The 25,848-nt window shown below is 61.1% G+C and carries 26 protein-coding genes; 15 read left to right on the top strand and 11 right to left on the bottom strand.

What is annotated here, in order from left to right:
• Positions 1-10 precede the first annotated feature (10 nt).
• Positions 11-775 carry an amino acid ABC transporter ATP-binding protein gene (locus BLO80_RS11765; protein WP_003178331.1) on the top strand — a complete coding sequence of 255 codons (765 nt, stop codon included), beginning with the start codon at positions 11-13 and terminating at the stop codon, positions 773-775.
• 59 nt (positions 776-834) lie between these two features.
• Here the strand turns inward: BLO80_RS11765 and BLO80_RS11760 are convergent, their stop codons facing one another.
• Both BLO80_RS11760 and BLO80_RS11755 read right to left on the bottom strand, forming a co-directional pair.
• The gene (locus BLO80_RS11760; RefSeq protein ID WP_003178333.1) at positions 835-1,317 is read right to left on the bottom strand and encodes a type II toxin-antitoxin system MqsA family antitoxin; all 483 of its coding nucleotides are present in this window, start codon (positions 1,315-1,317) and stop codon (positions 835-837) included.
• On the bottom strand, positions 1,314-1,625 hold the full coding sequence (locus tag BLO80_RS11755; RefSeq protein WP_053213349.1) for a type II toxin-antitoxin system MqsR family toxin: 312 nt from the start codon (positions 1,623-1,625) through the stop codon (positions 1,314-1,316). The genes BLO80_RS11760 and BLO80_RS11755 overlap by 4 nt, the downstream gene beginning before the upstream one ends.
• A gap of 164 nt (positions 1,626-1,789) precedes the next feature.
• On the opposite strand from BLO80_RS11755, the gene BLO80_RS11750 reads away from it, so the two are divergent.
• From BLO80_RS11750 to BLO80_RS11730, 5 genes are all read left to right on the top strand, one after another.
• On the top strand, positions 1,790-2,449 hold the full coding sequence (locus tag BLO80_RS11750; RefSeq protein WP_092331993.1) for a FadR/GntR family transcriptional regulator: 660 nt from the start codon (positions 1,790-1,792) through the stop codon (positions 2,447-2,449).
• Positions 2,450-2,463: 14 nt separating this feature from the next.
• Positions 2,464-3,768, top strand: a complete 1,305-nt coding sequence (locus tag BLO80_RS11745; protein ID WP_092331938.1) for a CynX/NimT family MFS transporter — start codon at positions 2,464-2,466, stop codon at positions 3,766-3,768.
• 87 nt (positions 3,769-3,855) lie between these two features.
• Positions 3,856-4,326, top strand: coding sequence for a nuclear transport factor 2 family protein (locus BLO80_RS11740; protein WP_092204097.1), 471 nt, complete (start codon positions 3,856-3,858; stop codon positions 4,324-4,326).
• 40 nt (positions 4,327-4,366) lie between these two features.
• Positions 4,367-4,690, top strand: coding sequence for a GIY-YIG nuclease family protein (locus BLO80_RS11735; RefSeq protein ID WP_060740799.1), 324 nt, complete (start codon positions 4,367-4,369; stop codon positions 4,688-4,690).
• A gap of 79 nt (positions 4,691-4,769) precedes the next feature.
• Positions 4,770-5,708: a glutathione S-transferase family protein gene (locus BLO80_RS11730; protein ID WP_092331941.1), complete on the top strand. Its 939-nt coding sequence runs from the start codon at positions 4,770-4,772 to the stop codon at positions 5,706-5,708.
• 61 nt (positions 5,709-5,769) lie between these two features.
• Here BLO80_RS11730 and BLO80_RS30610 read toward each other — a convergent pair whose 3' ends face one another.
• The 3 genes from BLO80_RS30610 to yejK all read right to left on the bottom strand — a co-directional run bounded on the left by BLO80_RS30610 (position 5,770) and on the right by yejK (position 7,760).
• Positions 5,770-6,060 (bottom strand): Ig-like domain-containing protein, encoded by a 291-nt coding sequence (locus tag BLO80_RS30610; RefSeq protein ID WP_170866848.1) that lies wholly within the window; start codon positions 6,058-6,060, stop codon positions 5,770-5,772.
• A 339-nt stretch (positions 6,061-6,399) separates the two neighbouring features.
• Positions 6,400-6,756 (bottom strand): glutaredoxin family protein, encoded by a 357-nt coding sequence (locus tag BLO80_RS11725; protein ID WP_092331944.1) that lies wholly within the window; start codon positions 6,754-6,756, stop codon positions 6,400-6,402.
• Positions 6,756-7,760, bottom strand: coding sequence for a nucleoid-associated protein YejK (gene yejK, locus BLO80_RS11720; protein ID WP_014340016.1), 1,005 nt, complete (start codon positions 7,758-7,760; stop codon positions 6,756-6,758). The genes BLO80_RS11725 and yejK overlap by 1 nt, the downstream gene beginning before the upstream one ends.
• Before the next feature lie 395 nt (positions 7,761-8,155).
• On the opposite strand from yejK, the gene BLO80_RS11715 reads away from it, so the two are divergent.
• Positions 8,156-8,437, top strand: coding sequence for an HU family DNA-binding protein (locus BLO80_RS11715; RefSeq protein ID WP_092331946.1), 282 nt, complete (start codon positions 8,156-8,158; stop codon positions 8,435-8,437).
• An 87-nt stretch (positions 8,438-8,524) separates the two neighbouring features.
• Here BLO80_RS11715 and rlmF read toward each other — a convergent pair whose 3' ends face one another.
• The 5 genes from rlmF to BLO80_RS11690 form a co-directional block, all read right to left on the bottom strand.
• A complete protein-coding gene (gene rlmF / locus BLO80_RS11710; protein ID WP_092331995.1) occupies positions 8,525-9,550 on the bottom strand; it encodes a 23S rRNA (adenine(1618)-N(6))-methyltransferase RlmF in 1,026 nt (341 codons plus the stop codon).
• A 255-nt stretch (positions 9,551-9,805) separates the two neighbouring features.
• Complete coding sequence (locus BLO80_RS11705; protein ID WP_092331949.1) at positions 9,806-12,652, bottom strand: valine--tRNA ligase; 2,847 nt, start codon at positions 12,650-12,652, stop codon at positions 9,806-9,808.
• 260 nt (positions 12,653-12,912) lie between these two features.
• On the bottom strand, positions 12,913-13,278 hold the full coding sequence (locus BLO80_RS11700) for a DNA polymerase III subunit chi (protein WP_092331951.1): 366 nt from the start codon (positions 13,276-13,278) through the stop codon (positions 12,913-12,915).
• Positions 13,279-13,286: 8 nt separating this feature from the next.
• Complete coding sequence (locus BLO80_RS11695; protein WP_072408970.1) at positions 13,287-13,715, bottom strand: DNA polymerase III subunit chi; 429 nt, start codon at positions 13,713-13,715, stop codon at positions 13,287-13,289.
• Between the two features lie 60 nt (positions 13,716-13,775).
• Positions 13,776-15,266, bottom strand: a complete 1,491-nt coding sequence (locus tag BLO80_RS11690; protein WP_092331954.1) for a leucyl aminopeptidase — start codon at positions 15,264-15,266, stop codon at positions 13,776-13,778.
• A gap of 458 nt (positions 15,267-15,724) precedes the next feature.
• On the opposite strand from BLO80_RS11690, the gene lptF reads away from it, so the two are divergent.
• The 8 genes from lptF to pdxJ all read left to right on the top strand — a co-directional run bounded on the left by lptF (position 15,725) and on the right by pdxJ (position 24,213).
• The gene (gene lptF / locus BLO80_RS11685) at positions 15,725-16,846 is read left to right on the top strand and encodes an LPS export ABC transporter permease LptF (RefSeq protein ID WP_092331956.1); all 1,122 of its coding nucleotides are present in this window, start codon (positions 15,725-15,727) and stop codon (positions 16,844-16,846) included.
• On the top strand, positions 16,839-17,900 hold the full coding sequence (gene lptG / locus BLO80_RS11680; RefSeq protein ID WP_092331959.1) for an LPS export ABC transporter permease LptG: 1,062 nt from the start codon (positions 16,839-16,841) through the stop codon (positions 17,898-17,900). Before lptF ends, lptG begins: the two co-directional genes overlap by 8 nt.
• A gap of 198 nt (positions 17,901-18,098) precedes the next feature.
• On the top strand, positions 18,099-19,898 hold the full coding sequence (gene lepA, locus BLO80_RS11675; protein WP_060740809.1) for a translation elongation factor 4: 1,800 nt from the start codon (positions 18,099-18,101) through the stop codon (positions 19,896-19,898).
• A gap of 5 nt (positions 19,899-19,903) precedes the next feature.
• Complete coding sequence (gene lepB, locus BLO80_RS11670) at positions 19,904-20,758, top strand: signal peptidase I (RefSeq protein WP_092166276.1); 855 nt, start codon at positions 19,904-19,906, stop codon at positions 20,756-20,758.
• Between the two features lie 184 nt (positions 20,759-20,942).
• On the top strand, positions 20,943-21,632 hold the full coding sequence (gene rnc, locus BLO80_RS11665; protein ID WP_092166278.1) for a ribonuclease III: 690 nt from the start codon (positions 20,943-20,945) through the stop codon (positions 21,630-21,632).
• Positions 21,625-22,527, top strand: coding sequence for a GTPase Era (gene era / locus BLO80_RS11660; protein ID WP_079303829.1), 903 nt, complete (start codon positions 21,625-21,627; stop codon positions 22,525-22,527). The genes rnc and era overlap by 8 nt, the downstream gene beginning before the upstream one ends.
• A gap of 203 nt (positions 22,528-22,730) precedes the next feature.
• Positions 22,731-23,420, top strand: coding sequence for a DNA repair protein RecO (recO, locus tag BLO80_RS11655; RefSeq protein ID WP_092251906.1), 690 nt, complete (start codon positions 22,731-22,733; stop codon positions 23,418-23,420).
• Between the two features lie 49 nt (positions 23,421-23,469).
• Positions 23,470-24,213, top strand: a complete 744-nt coding sequence (gene pdxJ / locus BLO80_RS11650) for a pyridoxine 5'-phosphate synthase (RefSeq protein WP_060740813.1) — start codon at positions 23,470-23,472, stop codon at positions 24,211-24,213.
• 124 nt (positions 24,214-24,337) lie between these two features.
• Here the strand turns inward: pdxJ and mltF are convergent, their stop codons facing one another.
• Positions 24,338-25,798, bottom strand: a complete 1,461-nt coding sequence (mltF, locus tag BLO80_RS11645; RefSeq protein WP_092331962.1) for a membrane-bound lytic murein transglycosylase MltF — start codon at positions 25,796-25,798, stop codon at positions 24,338-24,340.
• Positions 25,799-25,848 lie beyond the last annotated feature (50 nt).

Genomic DNA, 25,848 nt, shown 5'->3' with positions numbered 1-25,848 from the left:
AGCGTAGTTTATGAGTGAAGCGATCAAACAGCCTGTGAGCCCTGAAGGCATTATTCAGATGCAGGGCGTCAACAAGTGGTATGGCCAGTTCCATGTGTTGAAAGACATCAACCTGAACGTCAAGCAGGGCGAGCGCATCGTGCTGTGCGGCCCGTCGGGCTCCGGCAAGTCCACCACCATCCGCTGCCTCAACCGCCTGGAAGAGCACCAGCAGGGTCGCATCGTGGTCGATGGCGTGGAACTGACCAACGACCTCAAGCAGATCGAAGCGATCCGCCGTGAAGTCGGCATGGTGTTCCAGCACTTCAACCTGTTCCCACACCTGACCATCCTGCAGAACTGCACCCTGGCGCCGATGTGGGTACGCAAGATGCCCAAGCGCAAGGCCGAGGAAATCGCCATGCATTACCTGGAGCGCGTGCGCATTCCAGAGCAGGCGCACAAGTATCCGGGTCAGCTCTCCGGCGGTCAGCAACAGCGTGTGGCCATCGCCCGTGCCCTGTGCATGAAACCGAAAATCATGCTGTTCGACGAGCCGACCTCGGCCCTCGACCCGGAAATGGTGAAAGAGGTGCTGGACACCATGATCGGCCTGGCCGAAGACGGCATGACCATGCTCTGCGTGACCCACGAAATGGGCTTCGCCCGCACCGTGGCCAACCGCGTGATCTTCATGGACAAAGGTGAAATCGTCGAACAGGCCGCGCCGAACGACTTCTTCGACAACCCGCAGAACGACCGCACCAAGCTGTTCCTGAGCCAGATTCTGCATTGATCCGGTCTTAGGCTGTGAAACAAACCCGGACGTGTCCGGGTTTGTTTTTAATGGGCCGCTCAGCAAGCCGTGAGGGTCTCGTGTTCCTTGTGCACCGTCGTTTTGAATTGCCGCAAGTCTGCGTCTTCAGCGAAGGCATGGACATCGGCAAGCAAATGCGGATAGCGATCAAGCAGGCGCATCAGCAAGATCAACGCCTTGGGTGGCACTACCTCGCCGCGCTCGTAGCGGGAAAACGCATTGTGTCCACCGCCCGATAGCAGCAGTACCGCTTCCTTTTGCGATAGATGCAGTTTGCGCCGGACACGTTTGATCTCTTCGCCGATCATTCGCCTGGCCGCGTTGACCAGCTCATCACCTGCGTGGTCGTAGCGATCCGAGCAGCTTGAATCGAGCTCGACTTCGCCGCACATCTGACATTCCCAGCCAGACAAGTCATCGACCCGGCGTTCCAGTCCCTTGACGCTCATGGTTTCGCCGCGACCTTCGAAATGCAACATGCCTTCCGGGGCACCACAGCTGAAGCATTGCTGGTGTTTCATGAGTTTTTCTCCTTGAAGGAAATGACCGGTGGGCCTCCGCTGGGGCGGTACGTCACCTTCAGGTAAATCTGCAGGCCGTGTGAATTGGCGTGGTAGACGTCATGCCAGACTCGATGATCGTCATAGGTGGTCATCGATTTGTAGAACTGTTTTCGCTCAAGCCCATGGATGACCTGCTGCATGTCCGAGACGTTTAAACCGAGCGTCCGAGCAGTGTTCTTCGCAGTGCTGGTGAAAGCTTTCCCTTTAAGCCGCCTGACATCTGCCTGTATCGCCGCCAAGGCGTAGTGGGGTGTGTTCTTTTCCATAGAACGGCGTGCCTTGCCCTTGAAATTACCCTCAAAGGGTAATTTTGACTAATCGAAAATCTCGTTTCTTTCCCTCCCGTTGATCCTAGGCAGTTGCCGTCCTACGCGAAGCTGACTAACATGTCAGAAAATTCATCCTATGATTGGATGAAAGGGTGGGTTTCATGTCAGACATTTCTCCATTAATTAAGCGGTCCTTGGTCGACCAAGCCCTGGACCAACTGCGCCAGCGCATCAGCGATGGCGTATGGGCCGTGGGGCAGAAGTTGCCCACCGAGCCCGAGTTGGTGGCCGAGCTGGGTATCAGCCGCAATACCGTGCGCGAAGCCATGCGTGTGCTGGCGTTTTCCGGGCTGATCGAGATCCGCCAGGGCGACGGCAGTTATGTACGGGGGACGGTGGACCCGCTCGATACCCTCAAGGTGCTGTCGCGCTGTTCATTGGCTCAGGCCCGGGAAACCCGGCATATCCTCGAGGTCGAGGCCATCGGCCTGGCCGCGCTGCGGCGCACCGAAGAAGACTTGCTGGCCTTGCGCAAGGCGCTCCAGGCCAGTGGCGAGCATTACCACGGCGACCTGGAGCACTACATCGCCTGCGACCTGGTGTTCCACCGCTTGCTGGTGGATGCCGCGCACAATCCAACGCTCAGCGAGCTTTATCGTTACTTTTCCAGCGTGATCGGCGCGCAGTTGCGCCAGAGCCTCAATATTGTCCCTCGCCATCAGCATGTGTTCGACCTGCACGTCGACATGCTCGAAGCGGTCGAACGCCAAGACCCGGAGCAGGCCAAGGCCCTGTGCCGGCAGTTGATCAATGAACCCTGAACCCGAGTTTTTCCATGTCCCGCGATTCGCTTGACCCTGCCACCACGACGGCGTGCAAACGCGCCGCCGAACTTGAAGAATTGTTGATCGACGCCGAAGCCGACGACGCCCAGGTCCAGCAGAGTCAGCCGTTGATGCGCCGGCCCTGGCTGTTGCTGCTCGGGCTGATCCTGGTGGCACTGAACCTGCGTCCGGCGTTGTCGAGCATGGCGCCGCTGCTCAGCGAAGTGTCAGGAAGCCTTGGCCTGTCGGCTGCCCAGGCCGGTTTGCTGACCACGTTGCCAGTGCTTTGCCTGGGCCTGTTCGCGCCGCTGGCACCGGTGCTGGCGCGGCGCTTCGGGGCCGAGCGCGTGGTGCTGGGGATCTTGCTGACACTGGCGGGCGGGATTGTCCTGCGCAGTGCGTTCGGTCAGGTTGGGCTGTTCGCCGGCAGTATCCTGGCCGGTGCGAGCATCGGCGTGATCGGCGTGCTGCTGCCGGGCATCGTCAAGCGCGACTTCGCCAGACAGGCCGGCGCCATGACCGGTGTCTACACCATGGCGCTGTGCCTGGGCGCGGCGATGGCGGCCGGGGCGACAGTGCCATTGAGCGAGTACCTTGGCCACAACTGGGCCTCGGGCCTGGGGTTCTGGGTGGTCCCGGCGCTGCTGGCCGCGGTGTTCTGGTTGCCGCAAGTGGGCCAGAAACACGGCGCCCATCAGGTGGCGTACCGGGTCCGCGGCTTGCTGCGTGATCCCCTGGCCTGGCAGGTGACCTTGTACATGGGGCTGCAATCGTCACTGGCCTATATCGTCTTTGGCTGGCTGCCCTCGATCCTGATTGGACGTGGCCTGACCCCGACCCAGGCCGGGCTCGTGCTATCCGGCTCGGTCATCGTGCAATTGATCAGCTCCCTCGCGGCGCCCTGGCTGGCCACGCGTGGCAAGGACCAGCGCCTGGCCATCGTGATCGTCATGGTCATGACCCTGGGCGGGCTGTTCGGTTGCCTCTATGCCCCCATCGATGGCTTGTGGGGCTGGGCGATATTGCTGGGCTTGGGGCAGGGCGCGACGTTCAGCCTGGCGCTCACGCTGATCGTGTTGCGTTCGCGGGATGCCCATGTGGCCGCCAACCTGTCCAGCATGGCCCAGGGCTTCGGTTATACGCTGGCGTCGCTGGGGCCCTTCGCGGTGGGGGTGGTCCACGACTTGACCGGGGGCTGGAACGCCCTCGGCTGGATCTTCGGCCTGGTTGGCCTGGGGGCGATCATCGCGGGCATCGGCGCAGGCCGGGCGCTGTACGTCGGGGTCGAAAGCGAAAGAGTCACCGACCTTCGTTGATATCATTTTCATGGCGAATGACGATAGTTTTCCATGCGTTGGCAGATTATCGTGCAGGCCTACTGAAACGTTTTTCGGAGCCGGTCCATGAGTGATGCCCACAACGCCTTGATCACCCGTTTTTATCAGGCCTTCCAGCGCCTGGACGCCGACGCCATGAGCGCCTGCTACACCGACGACGTGCTGTTCAGCGATCCGGCGTTTGGCGAGCTGCGCGGACGCGATGCCGGCGACATGTGGCGCATGTTGACGACCCGGGCCAAGGACTTTTCCCTGACCTTCGATAACGTGCGCAGCGACGAGCGTACCGGCGGTGCTCACTGGGTGGCGACGTACCTGTTCAGCCAGACCGGCAACATCGTGATCAACGACATCCAGGCGCGCTTCGTGTTTCGCGATGGCAAGATCTGCGAGCACCATGACAGCTTCGATCTATGGCGCTGGTCCCGCCAGGCGCTGGGTGCCAAGGGCTTGCTGCTGGGGTGGACGCCGCTGGTGCGCAACGCCGTCAGAGCCCAGGCGCTGAAGGGGTTGCGGGCGTTCCAGGCCAGTCGCTGATAAGATCGCGGCTTGTCTTTGCCCACCTGTTGAACATCTTGTGACGACCGCCGACCTCTCTCCCGATCTGCCTGCGCAAGGCCCCGCCGAAGCGGACAAACCCTGGTTCGTCTACTTGGTGCGGGCCGCCAATGGTTCGCTGTACTGCGGCATCAGTGATGACCCGGTGCGGCGCTTCGCCAAGCATCAAAGCGGCAAGGGCGCGCGCTTCTTCCTGTCCAGCCCGGCAGTGGCCCTGGTGTATACCGAGGCCTGTCGCGACAAGGGCGAGGCCCTGCGCCAGGAGCGACTGATCAAAAAGCTCAAGAAAAGCGCCAAGGAATGCCTGGTGGCCAGTGCGCTGTCGCTTCATCAGCCTGGTTGATAGGCCTTTATCAGGCCGGTAGGCTGGCCCGGTCAGGCGCGCTAAGCTGCAAGACTTCATTCCTGCAGTGGCGAATCTCATGTCAGAGCTGATTCTTCATCATTACCCAACGTCTCCTTTCGCGGAAAAGGCCCGGCTGTTGCTGGGCTTCAAGGGCCTGTCCTGGCGTTCGGTGAGCATACCGCCAATGATGCCCAAGCCTGACCTGACGGCACTGACAGGCGGCTATCGCAAGACGCCGGTATTGCAGATTGGCGCGGACATCTATTGCGACACGTCCCTGATCGCCCGACGGCTGGAGCAGGAAAAAGCCTCGCCGGCCCTGTTCCCCGAAGGCCGGGAAATGCTGGCCACATCCTTTGCCGCCTGGGCCGACTCGGTGGTGTTTCAGCATGCGGTGAGCCTGGTGTTCCAGCCTGAATCGGTGGCGGTGCGTTTCGCCAAGCTATCGCCTGAAGCCATCAAGGCGTTCATCAGCGACCGCGCCGGGCTGTTCAGTGGCGGTACGACCACGCGCTTGCCTGTCGAGCAGGCCAAGCATCAGTGGCCGACGATCATGGCGCGCCTGGAGCAGCAGTTGCAGCGCGAGGAGGGCGATTTCCTGTTGGGTGATGCGTCGATTGCCGACTTCGCCATGGCCCATCCGCTGTGGTTCCTCAAGGGCACCCCGGTAACCTCGCCGCTGGTGGACGCATATCCGGCCGTTTCCGCATGGTTGGCACGGGTGCAGGGCTTCGGCCATGGTGCGTCGAGCCAGATAAGTGCCGAAGAAGCCCTGGACGTTGCCCGCAACGCGACACCGGCAGCGCTGCCGGATGAGTCGTTCGAAGAGCCGAACGGGTTCACGGCAGGGCAGCAGGTGACCATCGCCGCGACGGACTATGGTGTTGATCCGGTGGCAGGGGAGTTGTTGTTTGCGGGTAGCGAAGAGTTGATTCTGCGTCGCGTAGATGAGCGTGGCGGGGTGGTGCATGTGCACTTTCCAAGGCTAGGTTTCAAAATTTTTTCGAAAATGTGAATGTTGGTTGGTTTACGAGGAGTTGCCCTTGTTTCTAAGGGCAATTCCGGATTTTTATTGTTCAAAGGTAGAACATCAAGTCTTCGGCATAACCAGACGAGTCCGTGGGAGTCGTGCAGATTCCACCTATCACTAACACCGCGCCAGAATTTTGGTGGCTTGCTTGGGTGAGATCCAACGTGGTAGCAAAATCTCCATTTGCATTGCAAATGGCGGTTCCCAGAGTAGCGTTAGTGTTGGTTTCCCAAATGGTTACTGCACTATTTGGGTGACCCCTACCAGTGACGAAAGGAGGATTGTTTCCCCTACTATTTGGTGCGGGGCTTGAAAAAGCGGGGGCCGTAAGAGTCATTTTTTTCTCCTGTTGCTCTGAGTTTTATTATTAAGAGGGCTGAAAATCCTCTTACTATTAAGTTATGCAGTAGCTAGAGGCGGGAGTACTGTCAGAGTTGACAGTTTTTTATGATGGTTGGCTATTAAGTTTTTATTTTTTTTGCAGCTAAGTGCTTAAAGCCCCAGAGGAGTTTTGAAGTTGCGCGGATTCAACTCTACAGGCCGTCGGTCGTTGGTAGTGATTGAGGGCCGCTTCTGGTTCCTGCTGGAGATAACTCAAAAGTGGCGACCAGATTCTCCTGCAGCTTTCTCTAAAATACTGTCAACTTCTCAGGGGCTTCCGATGAGGCCATCAGAACTATAAAGCAGACAACGCCTTGAGAATATTCTCCGGCTCGTACCCACGAATCAACGTGCCATTCACATCGAGGATCGGAATCCCCCGGCCTCCCAGCGCCTCGTAGGCCTTGCGCGCCTCGGGGTCCTTCTCGATATCGAACTCGCGAAACGGCACGCCTTTCTCATCCAGGAACCGTCGGGTGGCCTTGCAGTAGCCGCACCAGCCGGTGGCATACAGCACCACGCGGGCATTGCTGCGAATCTGTTCTGAAACCATCTGCGACGGGTTGAACACCCGCTCGATCTTGCCCCAGTTCTGGTAAGCCACCACCACCAGCAGAACCAGCAGGCATTTCTTCAGCACCCCGGCGAGCATTAGTTACGGCGCTTGAGCTGATCAGTCAAGGACGTCGGTAACCCCTTGATGATCAGTGTGCCGGCTTCTTCGTCATATTCGATCTTGGAGCCCAGCAAGTGCGCTTCGAAGCTGATGGACAAACCTTCGGCGCGGCCGGTGAAGCGACGGAACTGGTTGAGGGTGCGTTTATCCGCCGGAATTTCCGGCGACAACCCGTAGTCCTTGTTGCGGATATGGTCGTAGAAGGCTTTCGGGCGATCTTCGTCGATCAACTCGGACAGTTCTTCCAGGCCCATGGGCTCGCCGAGCTTGGCCTGGCTGCTGGCGTAGTCCACCAGGGTCTTGGTTTTTTCCCGGGCATCGTCTTCCGGCAAGTCTTCGCTTTCGACGAAGTCACTGAAGGCCTTGAGCAGGGTGCGGGTCTCGCCGGGGCCATCGACGCCTTCCTGGCAGCCGATGAAGTCGCGGAAGTACTCCGAGACCTTCTTGCCGTTCTTGCCCTTGATGAACGAGATGTACTGTTTCGATTGCTTGTTGTTCTGCCATTCCGACACGTTGATCCGCGCCGCGAGGTGCAACTGGCCCAGGTCCAGGTGGCGGGACGGGGTCACGTCCAATTCATCGGTCACCGCCACGCCTTCGCTGTGGTGCAGCAGGGCGATGGCCAGGTAGTCGGTCATGCCCTGCTGGTAATGCGCGAACAACACGTGGCCGCCCACCGACAGGTTGGACTCTTCCATCAGTTTTTGCAGGTGTTCCACCGCCACCCGACTGAACGCGGTGAAATCCTTCCCGCCGTCCAGGTACTCCTTCAGCCAGCCGCTGAACGGATGTGCCCCGGACTCGGCATGGAAAAAACCCCAGGCCTTGCCTTGCTTGGCGTTATAGCTTTCGTTGAGGTCGGCGAGCATGTTCTCGATGGCCGTGGACTCTGCCAGTTCGGAGTCGCGGGCGTGGAGCACGGCAGGGGTGCCGTCGGGTTTTTTGTCGATCAGGTGGACGATGCAATGACGGATCGGCATGGATTTCTCGGCTGATGAAAGAGAGGAGGGCGTGCTCCCCGAAAAAGGCCCAGTGTACCGCAATCACTGGTTTTGGAACCCTGCAAAGGCCTTTTCAGGCCCGTCCGACTGCCTATATGCATTTTTTTAACGTTTTAGCGCAAGAAAGCTGACCAAATGGGTAGCTAGAGGCGGATATTTCAGAGGCGTTGTGCTAGTTTTGCCCGGTCTTACGCGAAGTCACTGCGTTAAGCGTGCATTCAGCATTTGTCAGGTCGAACCAAACCCGGTTTTCGGCATCTATTACCCCGATCCGTCGTGGTGATTGCCGAGGGTGCCTGATCCAGAGAGATCGGGCTCGATGGCTGACACTGCACTCTGCAATCCATATGAATTTGATAGGGAAGGAACACTACATGGCTCTTACTAAAGACCAACTGATCGGCGATTTGTCTGAAGCTGTAGACGCACCAAAAGCTACTGTGCGTGCTCTGCTGGACCAACTGGGCCAAATCGTGGCTGATCAGCTGGAAAATGGCGGCGAAATCACTCTGCCAGGTGTTGGCAAGCTGAAAGTCACCGAGCGTCCTGCCCGTACCGGCCGTAACCCTTCGACTGGCGCTGCCATCGAAATCGCTGCCAAGAAAGTGATCAAGCTGGTTGTGGCCAAAGGCCTGACCGACGCGGTCAACAAGTAAGATCGCTGTAAAAAAACCGTGCCTCGGAGCGATCCGGGCACGGTTTTTTATTGCCTTGGAAAAAGTGGTCTGTGGCGCTATGCCGATTCAGCCCTTGCGAACCCAACGCGACTGGCGCCACGCCTGTTGCTGCGCCTCGGTCTGGAAGGTCCAGGCCACGAAACGGCTCTGCTTCTGGCCCTGGGACATCTCCACCACGTGGCTGTGCAGCGCCCCGGCCTTTTTCAGCGCGGCCTGAATCGCCGGCAGGTTCGACGCCTTCGACACCAGGGTGCTGAACCACAACACTTGCTCGGCTACCTGGGCACTCTCGCCGACCAGTTGCGTCACGAACCGGGCTTCCCCACCCTCGCACCACAACTCCGCGGCCTGGCCGCCAAAATTCAGCACTGGCAGCTTACGCTTCGGATCGGCCTTGCCCAGTGCCCGCCACTTGCGCTGGCTGCCCTTGGTGGCTTCTTCCAGGGAGGCGTGGAACGGCGGGTTGCACATCGTCAGGTCGAACTGTTCGCCATCCTCCAGCAGGCCCAGGAGGATCTGCTTGCGGTTGGCTTGCTGGCGCAACTGGATGGCCTTGCTCAAGCCGTTGGATTGGACGATGGCCTTGGCCGAGGCGACGGCGGTCGGGTCGATCTCCGAGCCAAGGAAGTGCCAGCGGTAGTCGCTGTAGCCGATCAACGGATAGATGCAGTTGGCGCCGGTGCCGATGTCCAGCACCTTCACCGCCGCTCCCCGAGGGATTTCGCCGTCGTTATGACTGGCGAGCAGATCGGCGAGGAAGTGCACATAGTCCGCGCGACCAGGCACTGGGGGGCACAAGTAGTCGGCTGGAATGTCCCAATGGGCGATGCCATAGAAGGATTTGAGCAGCGCCCGGTTGAATACCCGCACCGCGTCGGGGCTGGCGAAGTCGATGCTTTCCTTGCCGTACGGATTGAGGATCACGAACTTGGCCAATTCAGGCGTGGACTTGATCAACGCCGGGAAGTCGTAGCGGCCCTGGTGACGGTTACGCGGGTGCAGGCTGGCCTTCTCTCGCGGCGCCACAGGTTTGGCCTCGATGGCGGGCTTGGGCTTCTGGCGGACAGGTTTTGGGGAGCGAGGGGCAGTCATGGGCGGGTCGATTCGGGGATGGCTCAAAAAGTGGCGGGTATTGTCCCACATCCAGCCTGATCTTGAGGCTTGCGCCGATTAAATGTGGGAGCGGGCTTGCTCGCGAAGGAGGTGTGTCAGTTAACAAATAGGCTATTTGATCCACCGCTTTCGCGAGCAAGCCCGCTCCCACAAGGAGCCTTCATTGTTTGATGGAAAGTGCCAGGCAGAAAAAAGGAGGCCGCCAGGGCCTCCCTCTTCAGTGACGAACCGCTGTTACAGGCTGGAGATCCGCCCATGCTGTTCGGCCAGCTTGCCCAGGGCCTGCTCGGCCTCGGCCAGTTTGGCCCGTTCCTTCTCGATGACTTCGGCCGGAGCCTTGTCAACGAAACCGGCATTGGACAGCTTGCCGCCGACCCGCTGGACCTCACCCTTCAGACGCAGGATTTCCTTGTCCAGGCGCGCCAGCTCGGCGGCCTTGTCGATCAGGCCGGCCATCGGCACCAGTACTTCCATCTCGCCGACCAGCGCGGTGGCGGACAGTGGCGCTTCTTCGCCGGCCGCCAGCACCGTCACCGACTCGAGCTTCGCCAGCTTCTTGAGCAGCGCCTCGTTTTCGTTGAGGCGGCGCAGGTCTTCGGCGCCGGCATTCTTCAGGAACAGGGTCAGCGGCTTGCCCGGGCCGATGTTCATTTCGGCACGGATGTTACGCAGGCCCAGCATGAAGGTCTTGAGCCATTCGATGTCGTCCTCGGCTGCCGGATCGATGCGGGTCTCGTTGGCCACCGGCCACGGTTGCAGCATGATCGTCTTGCCCTGGATGCCCGCCAGCGGTGCGATGCGCTGCCAGATTTCCTCGGTGATGAACGGCATGAACGGATGCGCCAGGCGCAGGGCCACTTCCAGCACGCGAACCAGGGTGCGACGGGTGCCGCGCTGGCGCTCGACCGGTGCGTTTTCGTCCCACAACACCGGCTTGGACAGCTCCAGGTACCAGTCGCAGTACTGGTTCCAGATGAACTCGTACAAGGCTTGTGCGGCCAGGTCGAAACGGAACTGGTCCAGTTGGCGGGTCACTTCGGCTTCGGTGCGTTGCAACTGGGAAATGATCCAGCGATCGGCCAGGGTCAGCTCGTAGGCTTCGCCGTTCTGGCCGCAGTCTTCGCCCTTGTCCAGCACGTAGCGCGCGGCGTTCCAGATCTTGTTGCAGAAGTTGCGATAGCCTTCGACGCGCCCCATGTCGAACTTGATGTCGCGACCGGTGGACGCCAGTGAGCAGAAAGTGAAACGCAGGGCATCGGTGCCGTAGCTGGCGATACCCTCGGCGAATTCTTCGCGGGTGGCCTTCTCGATCTTCTTCGCCAGTTTCGGCTGCATCAGGCCGGAGGTGCGTTTCTGCACCAGGGTTTCCAGGTCGATACCGTCGATGATGTCCAGCGGGTCCAGGACGTTGCCCTTGGACTTGGACATCTTCTGGCCCTGGCCGTCGCGCACCAGGCCGTGGACGTAGACCGTCTTGAACGGCACTTGAGGAGTGCCGTCCTCGTTCTTCACCAAGTGCATGGTCAACATGATCATCCGGGCGACCCAGAAGAAAATGATGTCGAAACCGGTGACCAGCACGTCGGTGGAGTGGAATTTCTTCAGGAACTCGGTCTGCTGCGGCCAGCCCAGGGTCGAGAAGGTCCACAGGCCCGAGCTGAACCAGGTGTCGAGGACGTCGTTGTCCTGCGCCAGGGCGACGTCCGGGCCGAGGTTGTGCTTGGCGCGGACTTCGGCTTCATCACGGCCGACATAGACCTTGCCCGATTCGTCGTACCAGGCCGGGATGCGATGGCCCCACCACAGCTGACGGCTGATGCACCAATCCTGGATGTCGCGCATCCACGAGAAGTACATGTTTTCGTATTGCTTGGGCACGAACTGGATGCGGCCGTCTTCCACGGCGGCAATCGCCGGTTCGGCCAGCGGTTTGGTGGACACGTACCACTGGTCGGTCAGCCACGGTTCGATGATGGTGCCGGAGCGGTCGCCTTTCGGGACTTTCAGGGCGTGATCGTCGACGCTGACCAGCAGGCCGGCGGCCTCGAACGCCGCGACGATCTGCTTGCGTGCTTCGAAGCGGTCCAGGCCGGCGTATTCGGCCGGCAGCGTGCCGTCGACGCTTTCGTTCAGCGTGCCGTCGAGGTTGAACACCTGGGCCGCCGGCAACACGTTGGCGTTCTTGTCGAAGATGTTCAGCAGCGGCAGGTTGTGACGCTTGCCGACTTCGTAGTCGTTGAAATCGTGGGCCGGGGTGATTTTCACGCAGCCGGTGCCGAATTCAGGGTCGCAGTAATCGTCGCCGATGATCGGGATGCGCCGGCCAACCAGGGGCAGTTCGACGAACTTGCCGATCAGGGCCTGGTAGCGCTCGTCGTTCGGGTTTACCGCGACGGCGGCATCACCAAGCATGGTTTCCGGACGCGTGGTGGCGACGATCAGGTAATCCTTGCCTTCGGCGGTCTTGGCGCCGTCGGCCAGGGGATACTTGAGGTTCCACAGGAAACCTTTCTCGTCGTGGTTCTCCACTTCGAGGTCGGAAATGGCCGTGTGCAACTTGGTGTCCCAGTTGACCAGGCGCTTGCCGCGATAGATCAGCCCGTCTTCATGCAGGCGCACAAAGGCTTCCTTCACCGCTTCCGAAAGACCGTCGTCCATGGTAAAGCGCTCGCGGCTCCAGTCCACGGACGAGCCGAGGCGACGGATCTGGCGGCTGATGTTGCCACCGGACTCGTCTTTCCATTCCCAGACTTTCTCGAGGAATTTCTCGCGGCCCAGGTCGTGGCGATTCTGGCCTTGGGCTTCGAGGCGGCGTTCCACCAGCATCTGCGTGGCGATACCGGCATGGTCGGTGCCCGGCTGCCACAAGGTGTTGCGACCTTGCATGCGACGGAAACGGATCAGGGCGTCCATGATCGCGTTGTTGAAGCCGTGGCCCATGTGCAGGCTGCCGGTGACGTTCGGCGGCGGGATCATGATGGTGTAGGAATCGCCCGCGCCTTGCGGAGCGAAATAATTCTCGGACTCCCAGGTGTTGTACCAGGAAGTTTCAATGGCGTGCGGCTGGTAGGTCTTATCCATGCGCGGCGGGACCCTATTGGCATTTATTCAGGAAAAGCCGGGAAGTATAGCGGGGCGAAGGACGCAGGGCGAGCCAGTACGCAGTGAGCGCGTATTAACAGGCGCAACAAATCCTGTGGCGAGGGAGCTTGCTCCCGCTGGGGCGCGAAGCGGCCCCCAAAATGTCAAGGTGAGTGAGATGGGGCTGCTCGCCCGTGTTACGGCTGCTTTGCAGCCGAGCGGGAGCAAGCTCCCTCGCCACAAAAAGCGGGGGAGTGCTTTTATTCGTACTGACTGAGCAAGCGCTCCATCCGCGCATCCAGCCGGCGCTTGATCTCGGTTTCGATGTGCGGGGCGAAGTCGTCGATGACGTCTTGCATGATCAACTGCGCCGCAGCGCGCAACTCGCGGTCCAGGTGCAGCAGGGCGTCGGGGCCCTTGGCTTCGGCCTTGGCGGCAGGCTCGGGTTCGGGCTGGCCGTGGATCGGATCGAACAGCAGGGGAATCTGCTCGTCATGCACCGGCTCGGGCACGACCGTGTCGGTCAACAGCGGTGGTTGCAGGTTGTCGTCGCCGAGCAGTTGGCGGATCGACTCGAGGTCATCCAGCAGGTGCGCGGGCTTTTGTGGCGATTTTGGAGTGTCCATCGTAGGGCTCAGAGTCGCTGTAAACGGTGGTCTTGCAGAGGATAGCCCTGTTCACGGTAGAAACGGAAACTCTCCCGCGCGGCTTGTCGGATGGCCGGGTCTTCCACCACCACTTCCGCCACACGGGCGAAGCGCTGGGCAAAGGCCGGTACTTTCAGGTCGAGGTTGACCAACAGGTCCTGGTGCTGGCCGCAGTCATCTCCCAGCCCCAGCACGATCAGTCCCTCGGGTTCGCTTTCGGCCGGGCCGTGGGGTACGAAACTCTCGCCCTTGAACGCCCACAGGCGTGCGTCCAGGTCGTCGCGCTGGGCGGCATCGCTGCAATGCAGGTAGATACGGTGCCCCATCCGCCAGGCCTTTTCGACGAGCTTGCAGGCGAAATCCAGCCGCGCCGACGGATCGGCGCTGGGCAGGATATAGAAATCGACTTTGGTCATTGCGGTTCCTGAGCCGCCGCTGGCGCCACCCGAGGGCGACGCCAACGACGGTCATTGGTGTCAGGCCTTGGCGCGGTCCAGCAGGTACTGGGTCAGCAGGGGCACTGGGCGTCCGGTGGCGCCTTTGTCCTTGCCGCCGCTGGTCCAGGCCGTGCCGGCGATGTCCAGGTGCGCCCAGTTCAGGTTCTTGGTGAAACGCGACAGGAAGCAAGCCGCGGTGATGGTCCCTGCTTTCGGGCCGCCGATGTTGGCGATGTCGGCGAACGGGCTGTCCAGTTGTTCCTGGTACTCGTCGAACAAGGGCAATTGCCAGGCGCGGTCGTCGGCTTGCTGGCCGGCGCTGAGCAATTGGCCGATCAGTTCGTCGTTGTTGCCCAGCAGGCCCGAGGTGTGGGCACCGAGGGCGACGACGCAGGCGCCGGTCAGGGTGGCGATGTCGATCACCGCCTGCGGCTTGAAGCGCTCGGAGTAGGTGAGGGCGTCACACAGCACCAGGCGGCCTTCGGCGTCGGTGTTGAGGATTTCCACGGTCTGGCCGCTCATGGTGGTGACGATGTCGCCCGGACGCGAGGCCGTGCCGCTGGGCATGTTCTCGGCGCAGGCCAGGATGCACACCAGGTTGATCGGCAGTTGCAGTTCGAGCACGGCGCGCAGGGTGCCGAACACGCTCGCGGCACCGCCCATGTCGTACTTCATTTCATCCATGCCGGCGCCTGGCTTGAGGCTGATGCCGCCGGTGTCGAAGGTGATGCCCTTGCCGACCAGTGCATAGGGTTTCTCGGACTTCTTGCCACCGTTGTATTGCATGACGATCAGGCGTGGCGGCTGGGCGCTGCCCTGGCCGACGGCATAGAACGAACCCATGCCCAGGTCCTTGATCTTCTTCTCGTCGAAGACTTCGACCTTCAGGCCCTTGAACTCTTTGCCCAGTGCCTTGGCCTGTTCGCCGAGGAACGTCGGGTGGCAGATGTTCGGCGGCAGGTTGCCCAGGTCACGGGTGAAGGCCATGCCGTTGGCAATCGCGGTGGCGTGGGTCACGGCGCGCTGGACTTCAGCCTGGGCGGCCTTGATGGTCAGCAGGGTGATTTTCTTCAGGGCGCGGGGTTCGGCTTTCTGGCTCTTGAACTGGTCGAACTGGTATTCGCCGTCCACCAGGGTCTCGGCCAGCAGGCGGTTCTTGCCATAGCTGTCGCGACCCTTGACCACCAGCTCGTCCAGCGCCAGGACGGCATCGGCACCGCCCAGGCCCTTGAGGGTGCCCAACACGCCAGCGATGATTTTACGGAACGGGCGGTCGCCCAGTTCGGCATCCTTGCCCACGCCCACCAGCAGCACCCGATCGGCCTTGAGGTTGGGCAAGCTGTGCAGCAACAGGCTCTGGCCGACCTTGCCGGCCAGGTCGCCGCGCTTGAGCACGGCGCTGATGGCGCCGCCGCTCAGGCTGTCGAGCTGGGTGGCGACGACGCCGAGCTTGCGGTTTTCACCGACGGCAACCACCAGCGTGGCGGTCTTCAACGTTTCTGGGCTGACGCTTTTTACAACCAGTTCCATGTCCGGATCCCTGAGTGAATGGTCAAGAGGCCAGGCGCCGACACAATGGCGCGCTGAGCGAGCTTCTTCTATATAAAAGAAGCGCCGGTGCTTGCCGGCGACAAAGGCCGCAGTTTGAACCCCGGCGCCCGGGCCTGACAACCCTCGACGGCGCTAACTTTTGGCTTTAAGCACCGGTTTAAAGCGTGCGAAGTGACAGGCGCCTCCAATCACAGGATAATGCGGCTCTTTTTTCGGCGGTTCGCGTTGGCGGACCGGCTCGATACGTTTGCTTGTTTGGCCGCCTTAAGGGTGTGTATGAAAAGTCGCCGAGCGACGATCAGGCAAGGCGAAAACAGGCGAGGAAGCGGAGTTGACTGGCTGTCAATGAGCATTCCGAGCCTGTTTTCAACGCTGCATGATCGTCGCGCAGGCACTTTTCATACAAAACCCAGCCTGACAACCCTGGAGTGTCTGGTGTGATCGTCTTTCGTTATCTATCCCGCGAAGTCCTGCTGACCCTGAGCGCCGTGAGCGCCGTGCTGCTGGTCATCATCATGAGCGGACGCTTCATCAAATACCTTGCCCAGGCGGCCTCCGGTGCCCTGGATCCGGGCTCCCTGTTCCTGATCATGGGGTTCCGCCTGCCGGGCTTCCTGCAATTGATCCTGCCGCTGGGGTTGTTCCTCGGCATTTTGCTGGCCTATGGGCGCCTGTACCTGGACAGCGAAATGACCGTGCTGTCGGCCACCGGCATGAGCCAGCAACGGCTGTTTCGCATGACCCTGTTCCCGGCCACATTGGTGGCGCTGGTGGTGGCCTGGCTGAGCCTGAGCCTGTCGCCCCAGGGCGCCAACCAATTCCAACTGCTGATCAACCAGCAGGACGCCATGACCGAATTCGACACCCTGGTGCCAGGGCGTTTCCAGGCCCTGCGCGACGGCACGCGGGTGACCTACACCGAACAGCTCTCGGATGACCGGATCGACCTGGGCGGCGTCTTCATTACGCAAAAGAACCTGTCTTCGGACACCAAGAAGGACCGTGGCATTTCCGTGCTGGTGGCCGAGAAGGGCCGGCAGGAAATCAACCCCGACGGCAACCGCTACCTGATCCTGCACAACGGCTATCGCTACGATGGCAAGCCGGGGCAGGCCGACTACCGGGCCATCAAGTACGACACCTATGGCGTGCTGTTGCCCAAGCCCGAGGTCAGTGACGAAGTCACCGATCGCGATGCGATGCCGACCGCCAGCCTGCTGGGCAACCAGGACATTCGTGCCCGCACCGAGCTGCAATGGCGCCTGTCGTTGCCGCTGCTGGTATTCATCGTGACCCTCATGGCGGTCCCGCTGTCGCGGGTCAACCCGCGCCAGGGCCGTTTCCTCAAGTTGCTGCCGGCGATTCTCCTGTATATGGCTTACCTGACCATCCTGATTTCCGCCCGCGGCGCCCTGGAGAAGGGCAAGATCCCGCCGACGCTGGGCTTGTGGTGGGTGCATGGCATCTTCCTGGCCATCGGCCTGGGGCTGCTCTATTGGGAACCGCTGCGCCTGAAACTGGCCAGTCGTCGCAGCGCGCTGGAGGTGGCCCGTGGTTAAACTCGACCGCTACATCGGCAGCAGCGTGTTCATGGCGATTCTCGCGGTGCTGGGGATCATCCTTGGCCTGGCGACCCTGTTTGCCTTCATCGATGAAATGAGCGACGTCAGCGACACCTATACCCTGACGGACGTGGCGAGCTACGTGCTGCTGACCGCGCCCCGGCGCCTGTACGACATGCTGCCGATGGCGGCGCTGATCGGCTGCCTGATCGGCCTGGGCAGCCTGGCCAGCAACAGCGAACTGACCATCATGCGCGCCGCAGGCGTGTCCATTGGTCGGATCGTCTGGGCGGTGATGAAGCCGATGCTGGTGCTGATGCTGGTGGGTGTGTTGATCGGCGAATACATCGCCCCGGCCACCGAGAACACCGCCCAGGCCAACCGCTCCCTGGCCCAGGGCGGCGGTGATGCGCAAAGCGCCAAGCACGGCCTGTGGCACCGCCAGGGTGACGAGTTCATCCACATCAACTCGGTCCAGCCCAATGGCATCCTCTATGGCGTGACCCGCTATCGTTTCGACGACCAGCGGCACATGCTGTCATCGAGCTTCGCCAAGCGGGCGAATTTCGCCGAGGATCACTGGCAACTGAGTGATGTCACTACCACCCTGTTCCATGACAAACGCACCGAAGTGGTCACCGCCCCGCAAGAGCGTTGGGACGTGTCGATCAGCCCGCAGTTGCTCAGCACCGTGGTGATGGCGCCGGAATCGCTGTCGATTACCGGTTTGTGGGGCTATATCCACTACCTGGCGGACCAGGGCCTGAACAATGGCCGCTACTGGCTGGCTTTTTGGGTCAAGGTGTTGCAGCCGCTGGTCACCGCCGCCCTGGTGTTGATGGCCATTTCGTTCATTTTCGGCCCGCTGCGTTCGGTGACCCTCGGTCAACGAGTGTTCACCGGCGTGCTGGTGGGCTTCACCTTCCGTATCGCCCAGGATCTGTTGGGGCCGTCGAGCTTGGTGTTCGGTTTCTCGCCGCTGTTCGCGGTGCTGGTCCCCGCGGCTGTCTGCGCATTGGCCGGGGTCTGGCTGTTGCGTCGGGTGGGTTGATCGCACGCGTAGCGAGGGGGCTGTGGGAGCTGGGCTGTGTGGGAGCAAAGCTTGCTCGCGATACGGGCGATGCGGTCTTTCGGAAATCGAGGTGGCTGTTTCGCGAGCAAGCTTTGCTCCCACTCGCGCGGTGTATCAGGTACAATTCCCGGCTATTTTTCGGCGGGCCATGCCTGCAGCCTTTTTGAGTGTTGATCCGTGAGTGATTTGAGTCATATCCGCAATTTCTCCATCATCGCCCACATTGACCATGGCAAGTCGACGCTGGCTGATCGCTTCATCCAGATGTGCGGCGGCCTGGCCGAGCGTGAAATGGAAGCCCAGGTCCTGGACTCCATGGACCTCGAGCGTGAGCGCGGGATCACCATCAAGGCCCACAGCGTTACCCTCTATTACAAGGCCCGCGACGGCGTCACCTATCAGCTGAACTTCATCGATACCCCCGGCCACGTCGACTTCACCTATGAAGTCAGCCGGTCGCTGGCGGCCTGTGAGGGCGCATTGCTGGTGGTCGATGCCGGTCAGGGCGTCGAAGCCCAGTCGGTTGCCAACTGCTACACGGCCATCGAGCAGGGCCTGGAAGTCATGCCGGTGCTGAACAAGATCGACCTGCCCCAGGCCGATCCGGACCGCGTGAAGGAAGAAATCGAGAAAATCATCGGCATCGACGCCACCGACGCGGTCACCTGCAGCGCCAAGACCGGCCTGGGCGTGGATGAAGTGCTCGAACGCCTGGTCACCACCATTCCCGCGCCAACCGGCAACATCGAAGATCCGCTGCAAGCGTTGATCATCGACTCCTGGTTCGACAACTACCTGGGCGTAGTCTCCCTGGTACGCGTGCGCCATGGCCGCGTGAAGAAGGGCGACAAGATCCTGGTCAAGTCCACCGGCAAGATCCACCTGGTGGACAGCGTCGGGGTCTTCAACCCGAAACATACCGCCACCGTCGACCTGAAGGCCGGTGAAGTGGGCTTCATCATCGCGGGTATCAAGGACATCCACGGGGCGCCGGTCGGCGACACCCTGACCTTGAGTTCCACCCCCGACGTCGATGTGCTGCCCGGTTTCAAGCGCATCCAGCCGCAGGTCTATGCCGGCCTGTTCCCGGTCAGTTCCGACGACTTCGAGGATTTCCGCGAAGCCCTGCAAAAGCTGACCCTGAACGACTCGTCCCTGCAATACACCCCGGAAAGCTCCGACGCCCTGGGCTTCGGCTTCCGCTGCGGGTTCCTGGGCATGTTGCACATGGAAATCATCCAGGAGCGCCTGGAGCGCGAGTACGACCTGGACCTGATCACCACGGCGCCGACGGTAATCTTCGAGCTGCTGCTCAAGAACGGCGAAACCCTCTACGTCGACAACCCGTCCAAGCTGCCGGACCTGTCGGCCATCGAGGACATGCGCGAACCGATCGTGCGGGCCAACATCCTTGTGCCTCAGGAGCACCTGGGCAACGTCATTACCCTGTGCATCGAGAAACGCGGCGTACAACACGACATGCTGTTCCTTGGCACGCAGGTCCAGGTGACCTACGACCTGCCGATGAACGAAGTGGTGCTGGACTTCTTCGACCGTCTCAAATCCACCAGTCGCGGCTATGCTTCGCTGGACTATCATTTCGATCGTTACCAATCGGCTAATCTGGTGAAACTGGATGTGCTGATCAACGGCGAGAAGGTCGATGCCCTGGCATTGATCGTGCACCGTGACAACGCGCACTACAAAGGTCGTGCATTGACCGAGAAGATGAAGGAACTGATTCCGCGGCAGATGTTCGATGTGGCAATCCAGGCCGCCATTGGCGGGCAGATTGTGGCGCGTACAACCGTCAAGGCGCTCAGAAAGAACGTATTGGCCAAATGCTACGGCGGCGACGTCAGCCGTAAGCGCAAGCTGTTGGAAAAGCAGAAGGCCGGTAAAAAACGCATGAAGCAGGTCGGTAACGTGGAAATTCCACAGGAAGCCTTCCTTGCGGTGCTCAGGTTGGATAGTTAGGTCCTATGTCGCTAAATTTCCCGCTGTTGCTGGTTATCGCCGTATTTGTCTGCGGCCTGTTGGCGTTGCTTGATCTGTTGTTCCTGGCGCCTCGGCGTCGGGCGGCCATCGCCTCTTATCAGGGCAGCGTCAGCCAGCCTGATGGTGTGGTGATCGAAAAGCTCAACAAGGAACCGCTGTTGGTCGAATACGGCAAGTCGTTCTTCCCGGTGCTGTTCATCGTGCTGGTGCTGCGCTCGTTCCTGGTGGAACCGTTCCAGATCCCGTCCGGCTCGATGAAGCCGACCCTGGATGTGGGCGATTTCATTCTGGTGAACAAGTTCTCCTACGGGATCCGCCTGCCGGTGATCGACAAGAAAGTCATCGAGGTGGGTGACCCGCAGCGCGGTGATGTCATGGTGTTCCGCTTCCCGAGCGACCCGAACGTCAACTACATCAAGCGCGTGGTCGGCCTGCCGGGCGACACGATCCGCTACACCGCCGACAAGCGTCTGTTTGTCAATGGCGAATCAGTGGCCGAACAGTTGCTCGGCTCCGAGCCGGGTACGCTGGGCAGTGCCGAACTCTACCGGGAAAAACTCGGCGAGGCCGAACACCTGATCCGCAAGGAAATGAGCCGCTACCGCGCAACGCCGGACCGTTCGTGGACCGTGCCGGCGGGGCACTATTTCATGATGGGCGACAACCGCGACAACTCCAACGACAGCCGTTACTGGGATGATCCGAACATTCCCAAGGACCTGCTGGGCATGGTCCCGGACCGAAACATCGTCGGCAAGGCCTTTGCGGTCTGGATGAGCTGGCCGGAACCCAAACTCAGCCACCTGCCGAATTTCTCGCGGGTTGGCCTGATCAAGTAATCCCACACGGCGCTGTTGAACACAGCGCCGAATGCTTTTCTGGAGCCTGCACAAGGTTGCCCGAAGGCATGAAGCCAACGATAGTCAGGACGTCATTTTTGAACACAGCGTTAATTGTCCCAAGCCAACGGTGCCTTGCCACCCTGGCGGTGGAATCCAGCCACGAACTCAGCGTGGGTAAACCGTGAGCGTTTCTCTAAGCCGTCTCGAGCGTCAGCTCGGCTACACCTTCAAGGACCCGGACCTGATGCTCCTGGCCCTCACTCACCGCAGTTTTGCCGGGCGCAACAACGAACGCCTGGAATTCCTCGGTGATGCCATCCTCAACTTCGTGGCCGGCGAGGCGCTGTTCGAGCGCTTCCCGCTGGCCCGCGAAGGCCAGTTGTCGCGTTTGCGCGCGCGTTTGGTAAAAGGTGAGACCCTGGCTGTACTGGCCCGTGGTTTCGACCTGGGCGACTACCTGCGCCTGGGCTCCGGTGAATTGAAAAGCGGCGGTTTCCGTCGCGAGTCGATCCTGGCCGATGCCCTGGAAGCGTTGATTGGCGCGATCTACCTGGACTCAGGCATGGACATGGCGCGCGAACGCGTACTGGCCTGGCTAACTTCCGAGATCGACAGCCTGACGCTGGTGGACACCAACAAGGATCCGAAGACCCGTTTGCAGGAGTTCCTGCAGTCGCGCAGTTGCGAACTGCCACGCTACGAAGTGGTGGATATCCAGGGTGAGCCGCATTGCCGAACCTTCTTCGTCGAATGCGAAGTTGTCCTACTGAATGAAAAAAGCCGGGGCCAGGGTGTGAGTCGTCGTATTGCCGAACAGGTAGCGGCCGCCGCAGCACTGATCGCCCTGGGCGTGGAGAATGGCAATGACTGATACAACCGTCACCCGCTGCGGCTATGTCGCCATTGTCGGTCGGCCGAACGTGGGCAAGTCCACGCTGCTGAACCACATCCTGGGCCAGAAACTGGCGATCACCTCGCGCAAGCCCCAGACCACCCGCCACAACATGCTGGGTATCAAGACCGAAGGCGCCGTGCAGGCGATCTATGTCGACACCCCGGGCATGCACAAGGGTGGCGAAAAGGCCTTGAACCGCTACATGAACAAGACTGCCTCGGCGGCGTTGAAAGACGTCGACGTGGTGATCTTCGTGGTCGACCGCACCAAATGGACCGAAGAAGACCAGATGGTCCTCGAACGCGTCCAGTACGTGACAGGGCCGTTGATCGTGGCGCTGAACAAGACCGATCGCATCGAAGACAAGGCTGAACTGATGCCGCACCTGGCCTGGTTGCAGGAACAGTTGCCCAATGCCCAGATCATCCCGATCTCTGCCCAGCACGGCCATAACCTCGACGCGCTGGAGCGGGTGATTGCCGAACACTTGCCGGAAAACGATCATTTCTTCCCTGAAGACCAGATCACCGACCGCAGCAGCCGTTTCCTCGCCGCCGAGTTGGTGCGCGAGAAAATCATGCGCCAGATGGGCGCCGAGCTGCCGTACCAGATCACGGTCGAGATCGAAGAGTTCAAGCAACAGGGCAAGACCCTGCACATTCATGCGTTGATCCTCGTCGAACGTGACGGCCAGAAGAAAATCATCATTGGCGACAAGGGCGAGCGCATCAAGCGCATCGGCACCGAGGCGCGCAAGGACATGGAGCTGCTGTTCGACTCCAAGATCATGCTCAACCTGTGGGTCAAGGTGAAGGGCGGCTGGTCCGATGACGAGCGTGCGTTGCGTTCGTTGGGTTACGGCGACCTGTAACCCCAAGATCATGGTGGGCGGGCTTTTGTGGCGAGGGAGCTTGCTCCCGCTCGGCTGCGAAGCAGTCGTAAAATCAGGCAATGCGGTGTATCTGACTGAACGAAGTCGCTGAACCTGGGGCTGCTTCGCAGCCCAGCGGGAGCAAGCTCCCTCGCCACGAAGCTTTCTTCCATAGTCGATATCTTCTGATATTCAGGCCCTTGATGCCCCCAACCCAACCCACCGGCCAACCCGCCTACGTCCTCCACAGCCGCGCCTACCGCGAAAGCAGTGCCCTGGTGGACTTCCTCACGCCCCAAGGGCGGCTGCGGGCGGTGCTGCGGGGCGCGCGGGGCAAGGCGGGGACGCTGGCGCGGCCGTTCGTGCCGCTGGAAGTCGAATTTCGCGGGCGGGGCGAGTTGAAGAACGTCGGGCGCATGGAAAGCAACGGCGTCGCCGCCTGGCTCAACGGCGAGGCGTTGTTCAGCGGCTTGTACCTCAATGAACTGCTGATCCGCCTGCTGCCCGCCGAAGATCCCCACCCGGCCGTCTTCGACCATTACGCCGCCACGCTGCTGGCCCTGGCCGAAGGCCGTCCACTGGAGCCGCTGCTGCGTTCGTTCGAATGGCGGCTGCTGGATGACCTGGGCTACGGTTTCGCCTTGAGCACCGACCTGCACGGCGAGCCCATCGCCGCCGACGGCCTCTACCGTTTGCAAGTGGATGCTGGCCTGGAGCGGGTCTATCTGCTGCAACCGGGGCTGTTCAATGGCGCCGAGCTGCTGGCCATGGCCGAGGCCGACTGGAGTGCGCCGGGCGCCTTGTCGGCGGCCAAGCGTCTGATGCGCCAAGCCCTGGCCGTGCACCTGGGCGGTCGGCCCCTGGTCAGTCGCGAGCTGTTTCGCAAGCCCTGATCAACCCGTATGCTGTGGGCCGACTATCTGCCCCTTCAGGAGCCTTTTTGTGAGCACCAGCAATCGCATTCTTCTCGGCGTGAACATCGACCATGTCGCCACCCTGCGCCAGGCCCGCGGTACGCGCTACCCGGATCCGGTCAAGGCCGCGCTGGACGCGGAAGAGGCGGGTGCCGACGGCATCACCGTGCACCTGCGTGAAGACCGTCGTCACATCCAGGAGCGCGACGTGCTGCTGCTCAAGGACGTACTGCAGACCCGCATGAACTTCGAAATGGGCGTGACCGAAGAAATGATGGCGTTCGCTGAACTCATCCGCCCGGCGCACATCTGCCTGGTGCCAGAGACACGCCAGGAACTGACCACCGAAGGCGGCCTCGACGTAGCGGGGCAGGAATCGCGGATCAGCCTGGCGGTGGAACGCCTGTCGAAGATCGGTGCCGAGGTGTCGCTGTTCATCGATGCCGACGAACGGCAGATCGAAGCGTCCAAGCGGGTCGGCGCACCGGCCATCGAACTGCACACCGGTCGTTACGCCGATGCCGAAACCCCCACCGAGGTGGCCGACGAGCTGCAGCGGGTCGCCGATGGCGTCGCCTTTGGCCTGGCCCAGGGCTTGATCGTCAACGCCGGCCATGGCCTGCACTATCACAACGTCGAAGCCGTCGCGGCCATCAAGGGCATCAACGAGCTGAACATCGGCCACGCGCTGGTGGCCCATGCGTTGTTCGTCGGGTTCAAGTCGGCGGTGGCGGAGATGAAAGCGCTGATCCTGGCTGCCGCCAAGTCCTGAGCCAGCCACTATCCCCTGTGAGAGCGAGCTTGCTCGCGATAGCAGACTGACAGTCAACATCAATGCTGAAGGTCAGGCCCTCATCGCGAGCAAGCTCGCTCCCACAGAGGACGTGGTGACTTAATTAAAGCTGCGGGGATTCCTGGTTCGGCTTGCTCTTGTCCACGCCCGGCACGTGCAGGTTGCCCTCGGCCACCTGGTCGCCTTCGAGTTGCGGCTGCGTCACCCAGGTCAGGATGTCGTAGTAGCGACGGATGTTCGCCACGAAATGTACGGGCTCGCCGCCCCGGGCGTAGCCGTAGCGGGTCTTGCTGTACCACTGCTTCTGGGACAGGCGCGGCAGGATCTTCTTCACATCCAGCCACTTGTTCGGGTTCAGCCCTTCCTTGGCCGCCAGTTTGCGGGCGTCGTCCAGGTGGCCGCTGCCGACGTTGTAGGCAGCCAGGGCGAACCAGGTGCGGTCGGGCTCCTCGATGCTTTCATCCAGTTGGTCCTTCATGTAGGCCAGGTACTTGGCGCCGCCCATGATGCTTTGCTTCGGGTCCAGGCGGTTGGATACGCCCATGGCCTGGGCGGTGTTCTGGGTCAGCATCATCAGGCCGCGCACGCCGGTCTTGGACGTGACCGCCGGTTGCCACAGCGACTCCTGGTAGCCGATCGCGGCCAGCAGGCGCCAATCGACTTTTTCCTGCTTGGCGTAGGCCTTGAAGTGCTGTTCGTATTTGGGCAGGCGTTGTTGCAGGTGCTGGGCGAACGTGGTGGCGCCCATGTAGCCGAGGACATCGACGTGGCCGTAGTAGCGGTCCTTGAGGCGTTGCAGCGTGCCGTTCTTCTGCACTTTGTCGAGGTAGTTGTTGATCTCGTTGAGCAGGCTGTTGTCTTCGCCGGGGGCCACGGCCCAACTCTGGCTGCGGGCATCGCCCAGGTCGAAGGCCACGCGCACGTTGGGGAAGTACACCTGGTTCATCGCCACTTCGTTGGAGTCCACCAGGGTCAGGTCGATCTGCCCCTCGTCGACCATGCGCAGCAGGTCGACCACTTCAACCGCGTCGGACTCTTCGTATTCGATGCCGGGGTATTGCTGTTTCAGCTGCGCCAGCTGTTCGGCGTGGCTGCTGCCCTTGAGCACCATGATCTTCTTGCCCGCCAGGGCGGCCGCGTCGGTGGGGCGTGACTGGCCGTTGCGGTAGATGATCTGCGGGGTGACTTCCAGGTAGGCGTGGGAAAACCGTACCTGCTTCTTGCGCTGTTCGCTGCTGACCAGGCCCGCGGCCGCCAATACCGGACCGTTGGGCTTGCCGACCTGGTTGAACAGGTCGTCGAGGTTGTCGGCGGTCTCGATCTTCAGTTCCACCCCCAAATCGTCGGCGAATCGCTTCACCAGCTCGTATTCGAAGCCGGTTTCACCGTTACGATCCTCAAAGTAGGTGGCGGGGCTGTTTCGGGTAACCACCCGCAGCACGCCATCCTCCTTTACGCGCTCCAGTGTGTTGGGTTTCTCAACACAACCACTGAGCACCAGGAAGAGTCCGGTTGCGATCAGCCATCTGGCATATCGCGGACGCAAAGCCGTTGGGGAAAACATCTGCGCAGTATACGCAAACGGCCCCTACCGCCATATCTCGACAGCAAAAG

It is taken from the genome of Pseudomonas sp. NFACC56-3, from assembly GCF_900100025.1.
Classification (GTDB): Bacteria; Pseudomonadota; Gammaproteobacteria; order Pseudomonadales; family Pseudomonadaceae; genus Aquipseudomonas; species Aquipseudomonas fluorescens_AA.
The sequence above is the reverse complement of the archived record's forward strand: the minus strand, read 5'-3'. Positions and strand labels throughout refer to the sequence as shown.

Bases quoted from the DNA above. Each gene is read 5' to 3' on its own strand.
- BLO80_RS11760 (WP_003178333.1), bottom strand. From the start codon at position 1,317: ATGAAACACCAGCAATGCTTCAGCTGTGGTGCCCCGGAAGGCATGTTG.
- BLO80_RS11690 (WP_092331954.1), bottom strand. From the start codon at position 15,266: ATGGAACTGGTTGTAAAAAGCGTCAGCCCAGAAACGTTGAAGACCGCC.
- BLO80_RS11745 (WP_092331938.1), top strand. From the start codon at position 2,464: ATGTCCCGCGATTCGCTTGACCCTGCCACCACGACGGCGTGCAAACGC.
- era (WP_079303829.1), top strand. From the start codon at position 21,625: ATGACTGATACAACCGTCACCCGCTGCGGCTATGTCGCCATTGTCGGT.
- mltF (WP_092331962.1), bottom strand. From the start codon at position 25,798: ATGTTTTCCCCAACGGCTTTGCGTCCGCGATATGCCAGATGGCTGATC.
- BLO80_RS11715 (WP_092331946.1), top strand. From the start codon at position 8,156: ATGGCTCTTACTAAAGACCAACTGATCGGCGATTTGTCTGAAGCTGTA.
- lepB (WP_092166276.1), top strand. From the start codon at position 19,904: ATGTCGCTAAATTTCCCGCTGTTGCTGGTTATCGCCGTATTTGTCTGC.
- BLO80_RS11740 (WP_092204097.1), top strand. From the start codon at position 3,856: ATGAGTGATGCCCACAACGCCTTGATCACCCGTTTTTATCAGGCCTTC.
- BLO80_RS11705 (WP_092331949.1), bottom strand. From the start codon at position 12,652: ATGGATAAGACCTACCAGCCGCACGCCATTGAAACTTCCTGGTACAAC.
- recO (WP_092251906.1), top strand. From the start codon at position 22,731: ATGCCCCCAACCCAACCCACCGGCCAACCCGCCTACGTCCTCCACAGC.
- BLO80_RS11755 (WP_053213349.1), bottom strand. From the start codon at position 1,625: ATGGAAAAGAACACACCCCACTACGCCTTGGCGGCGATACAGGCAGAT.
- BLO80_RS11730 (WP_092331941.1), top strand. From the start codon at position 4,770: ATGTCAGAGCTGATTCTTCATCATTACCCAACGTCTCCTTTCGCGGAA.
- rlmF (WP_092331995.1), bottom strand. From the start codon at position 9,550: ATGACTGCCCCTCGCTCCCCAAAACCTGTCCGCCAGAAGCCCAAGCCC.
- BLO80_RS11725 (WP_092331944.1), bottom strand. From the start codon at position 6,756: ATGCTCGCCGGGGTGCTGAAGAAATGCCTGCTGGTTCTGCTGGTGGTG.
- yejK (WP_014340016.1), bottom strand. From the start codon at position 7,760: ATGCCGATCCGTCATTGCATCGTCCACCTGATCGACAAAAAACCCGAC.
- BLO80_RS11700 (WP_092331951.1), bottom strand. From the start codon at position 13,278: ATGGACACTCCAAAATCGCCACAAAAGCCCGCGCACCTGCTGGATGAC.
- BLO80_RS11695 (WP_072408970.1), bottom strand. From the start codon at position 13,715: ATGACCAAAGTCGATTTCTATATCCTGCCCAGCGCCGATCCGTCGGCG.
- BLO80_RS11765 (WP_003178331.1), top strand. From the start codon at position 11: ATGAGTGAAGCGATCAAACAGCCTGTGAGCCCTGAAGGCATTATTCAG.
- BLO80_RS11750 (WP_092331993.1), top strand. From the start codon at position 1,790: ATGTCAGACATTTCTCCATTAATTAAGCGGTCCTTGGTCGACCAAGCC.
- BLO80_RS30610 (WP_170866848.1), bottom strand. From the start codon at position 6,060: ATGACTCTTACGGCCCCCGCTTTTTCAAGCCCCGCACCAAATAGTAGG.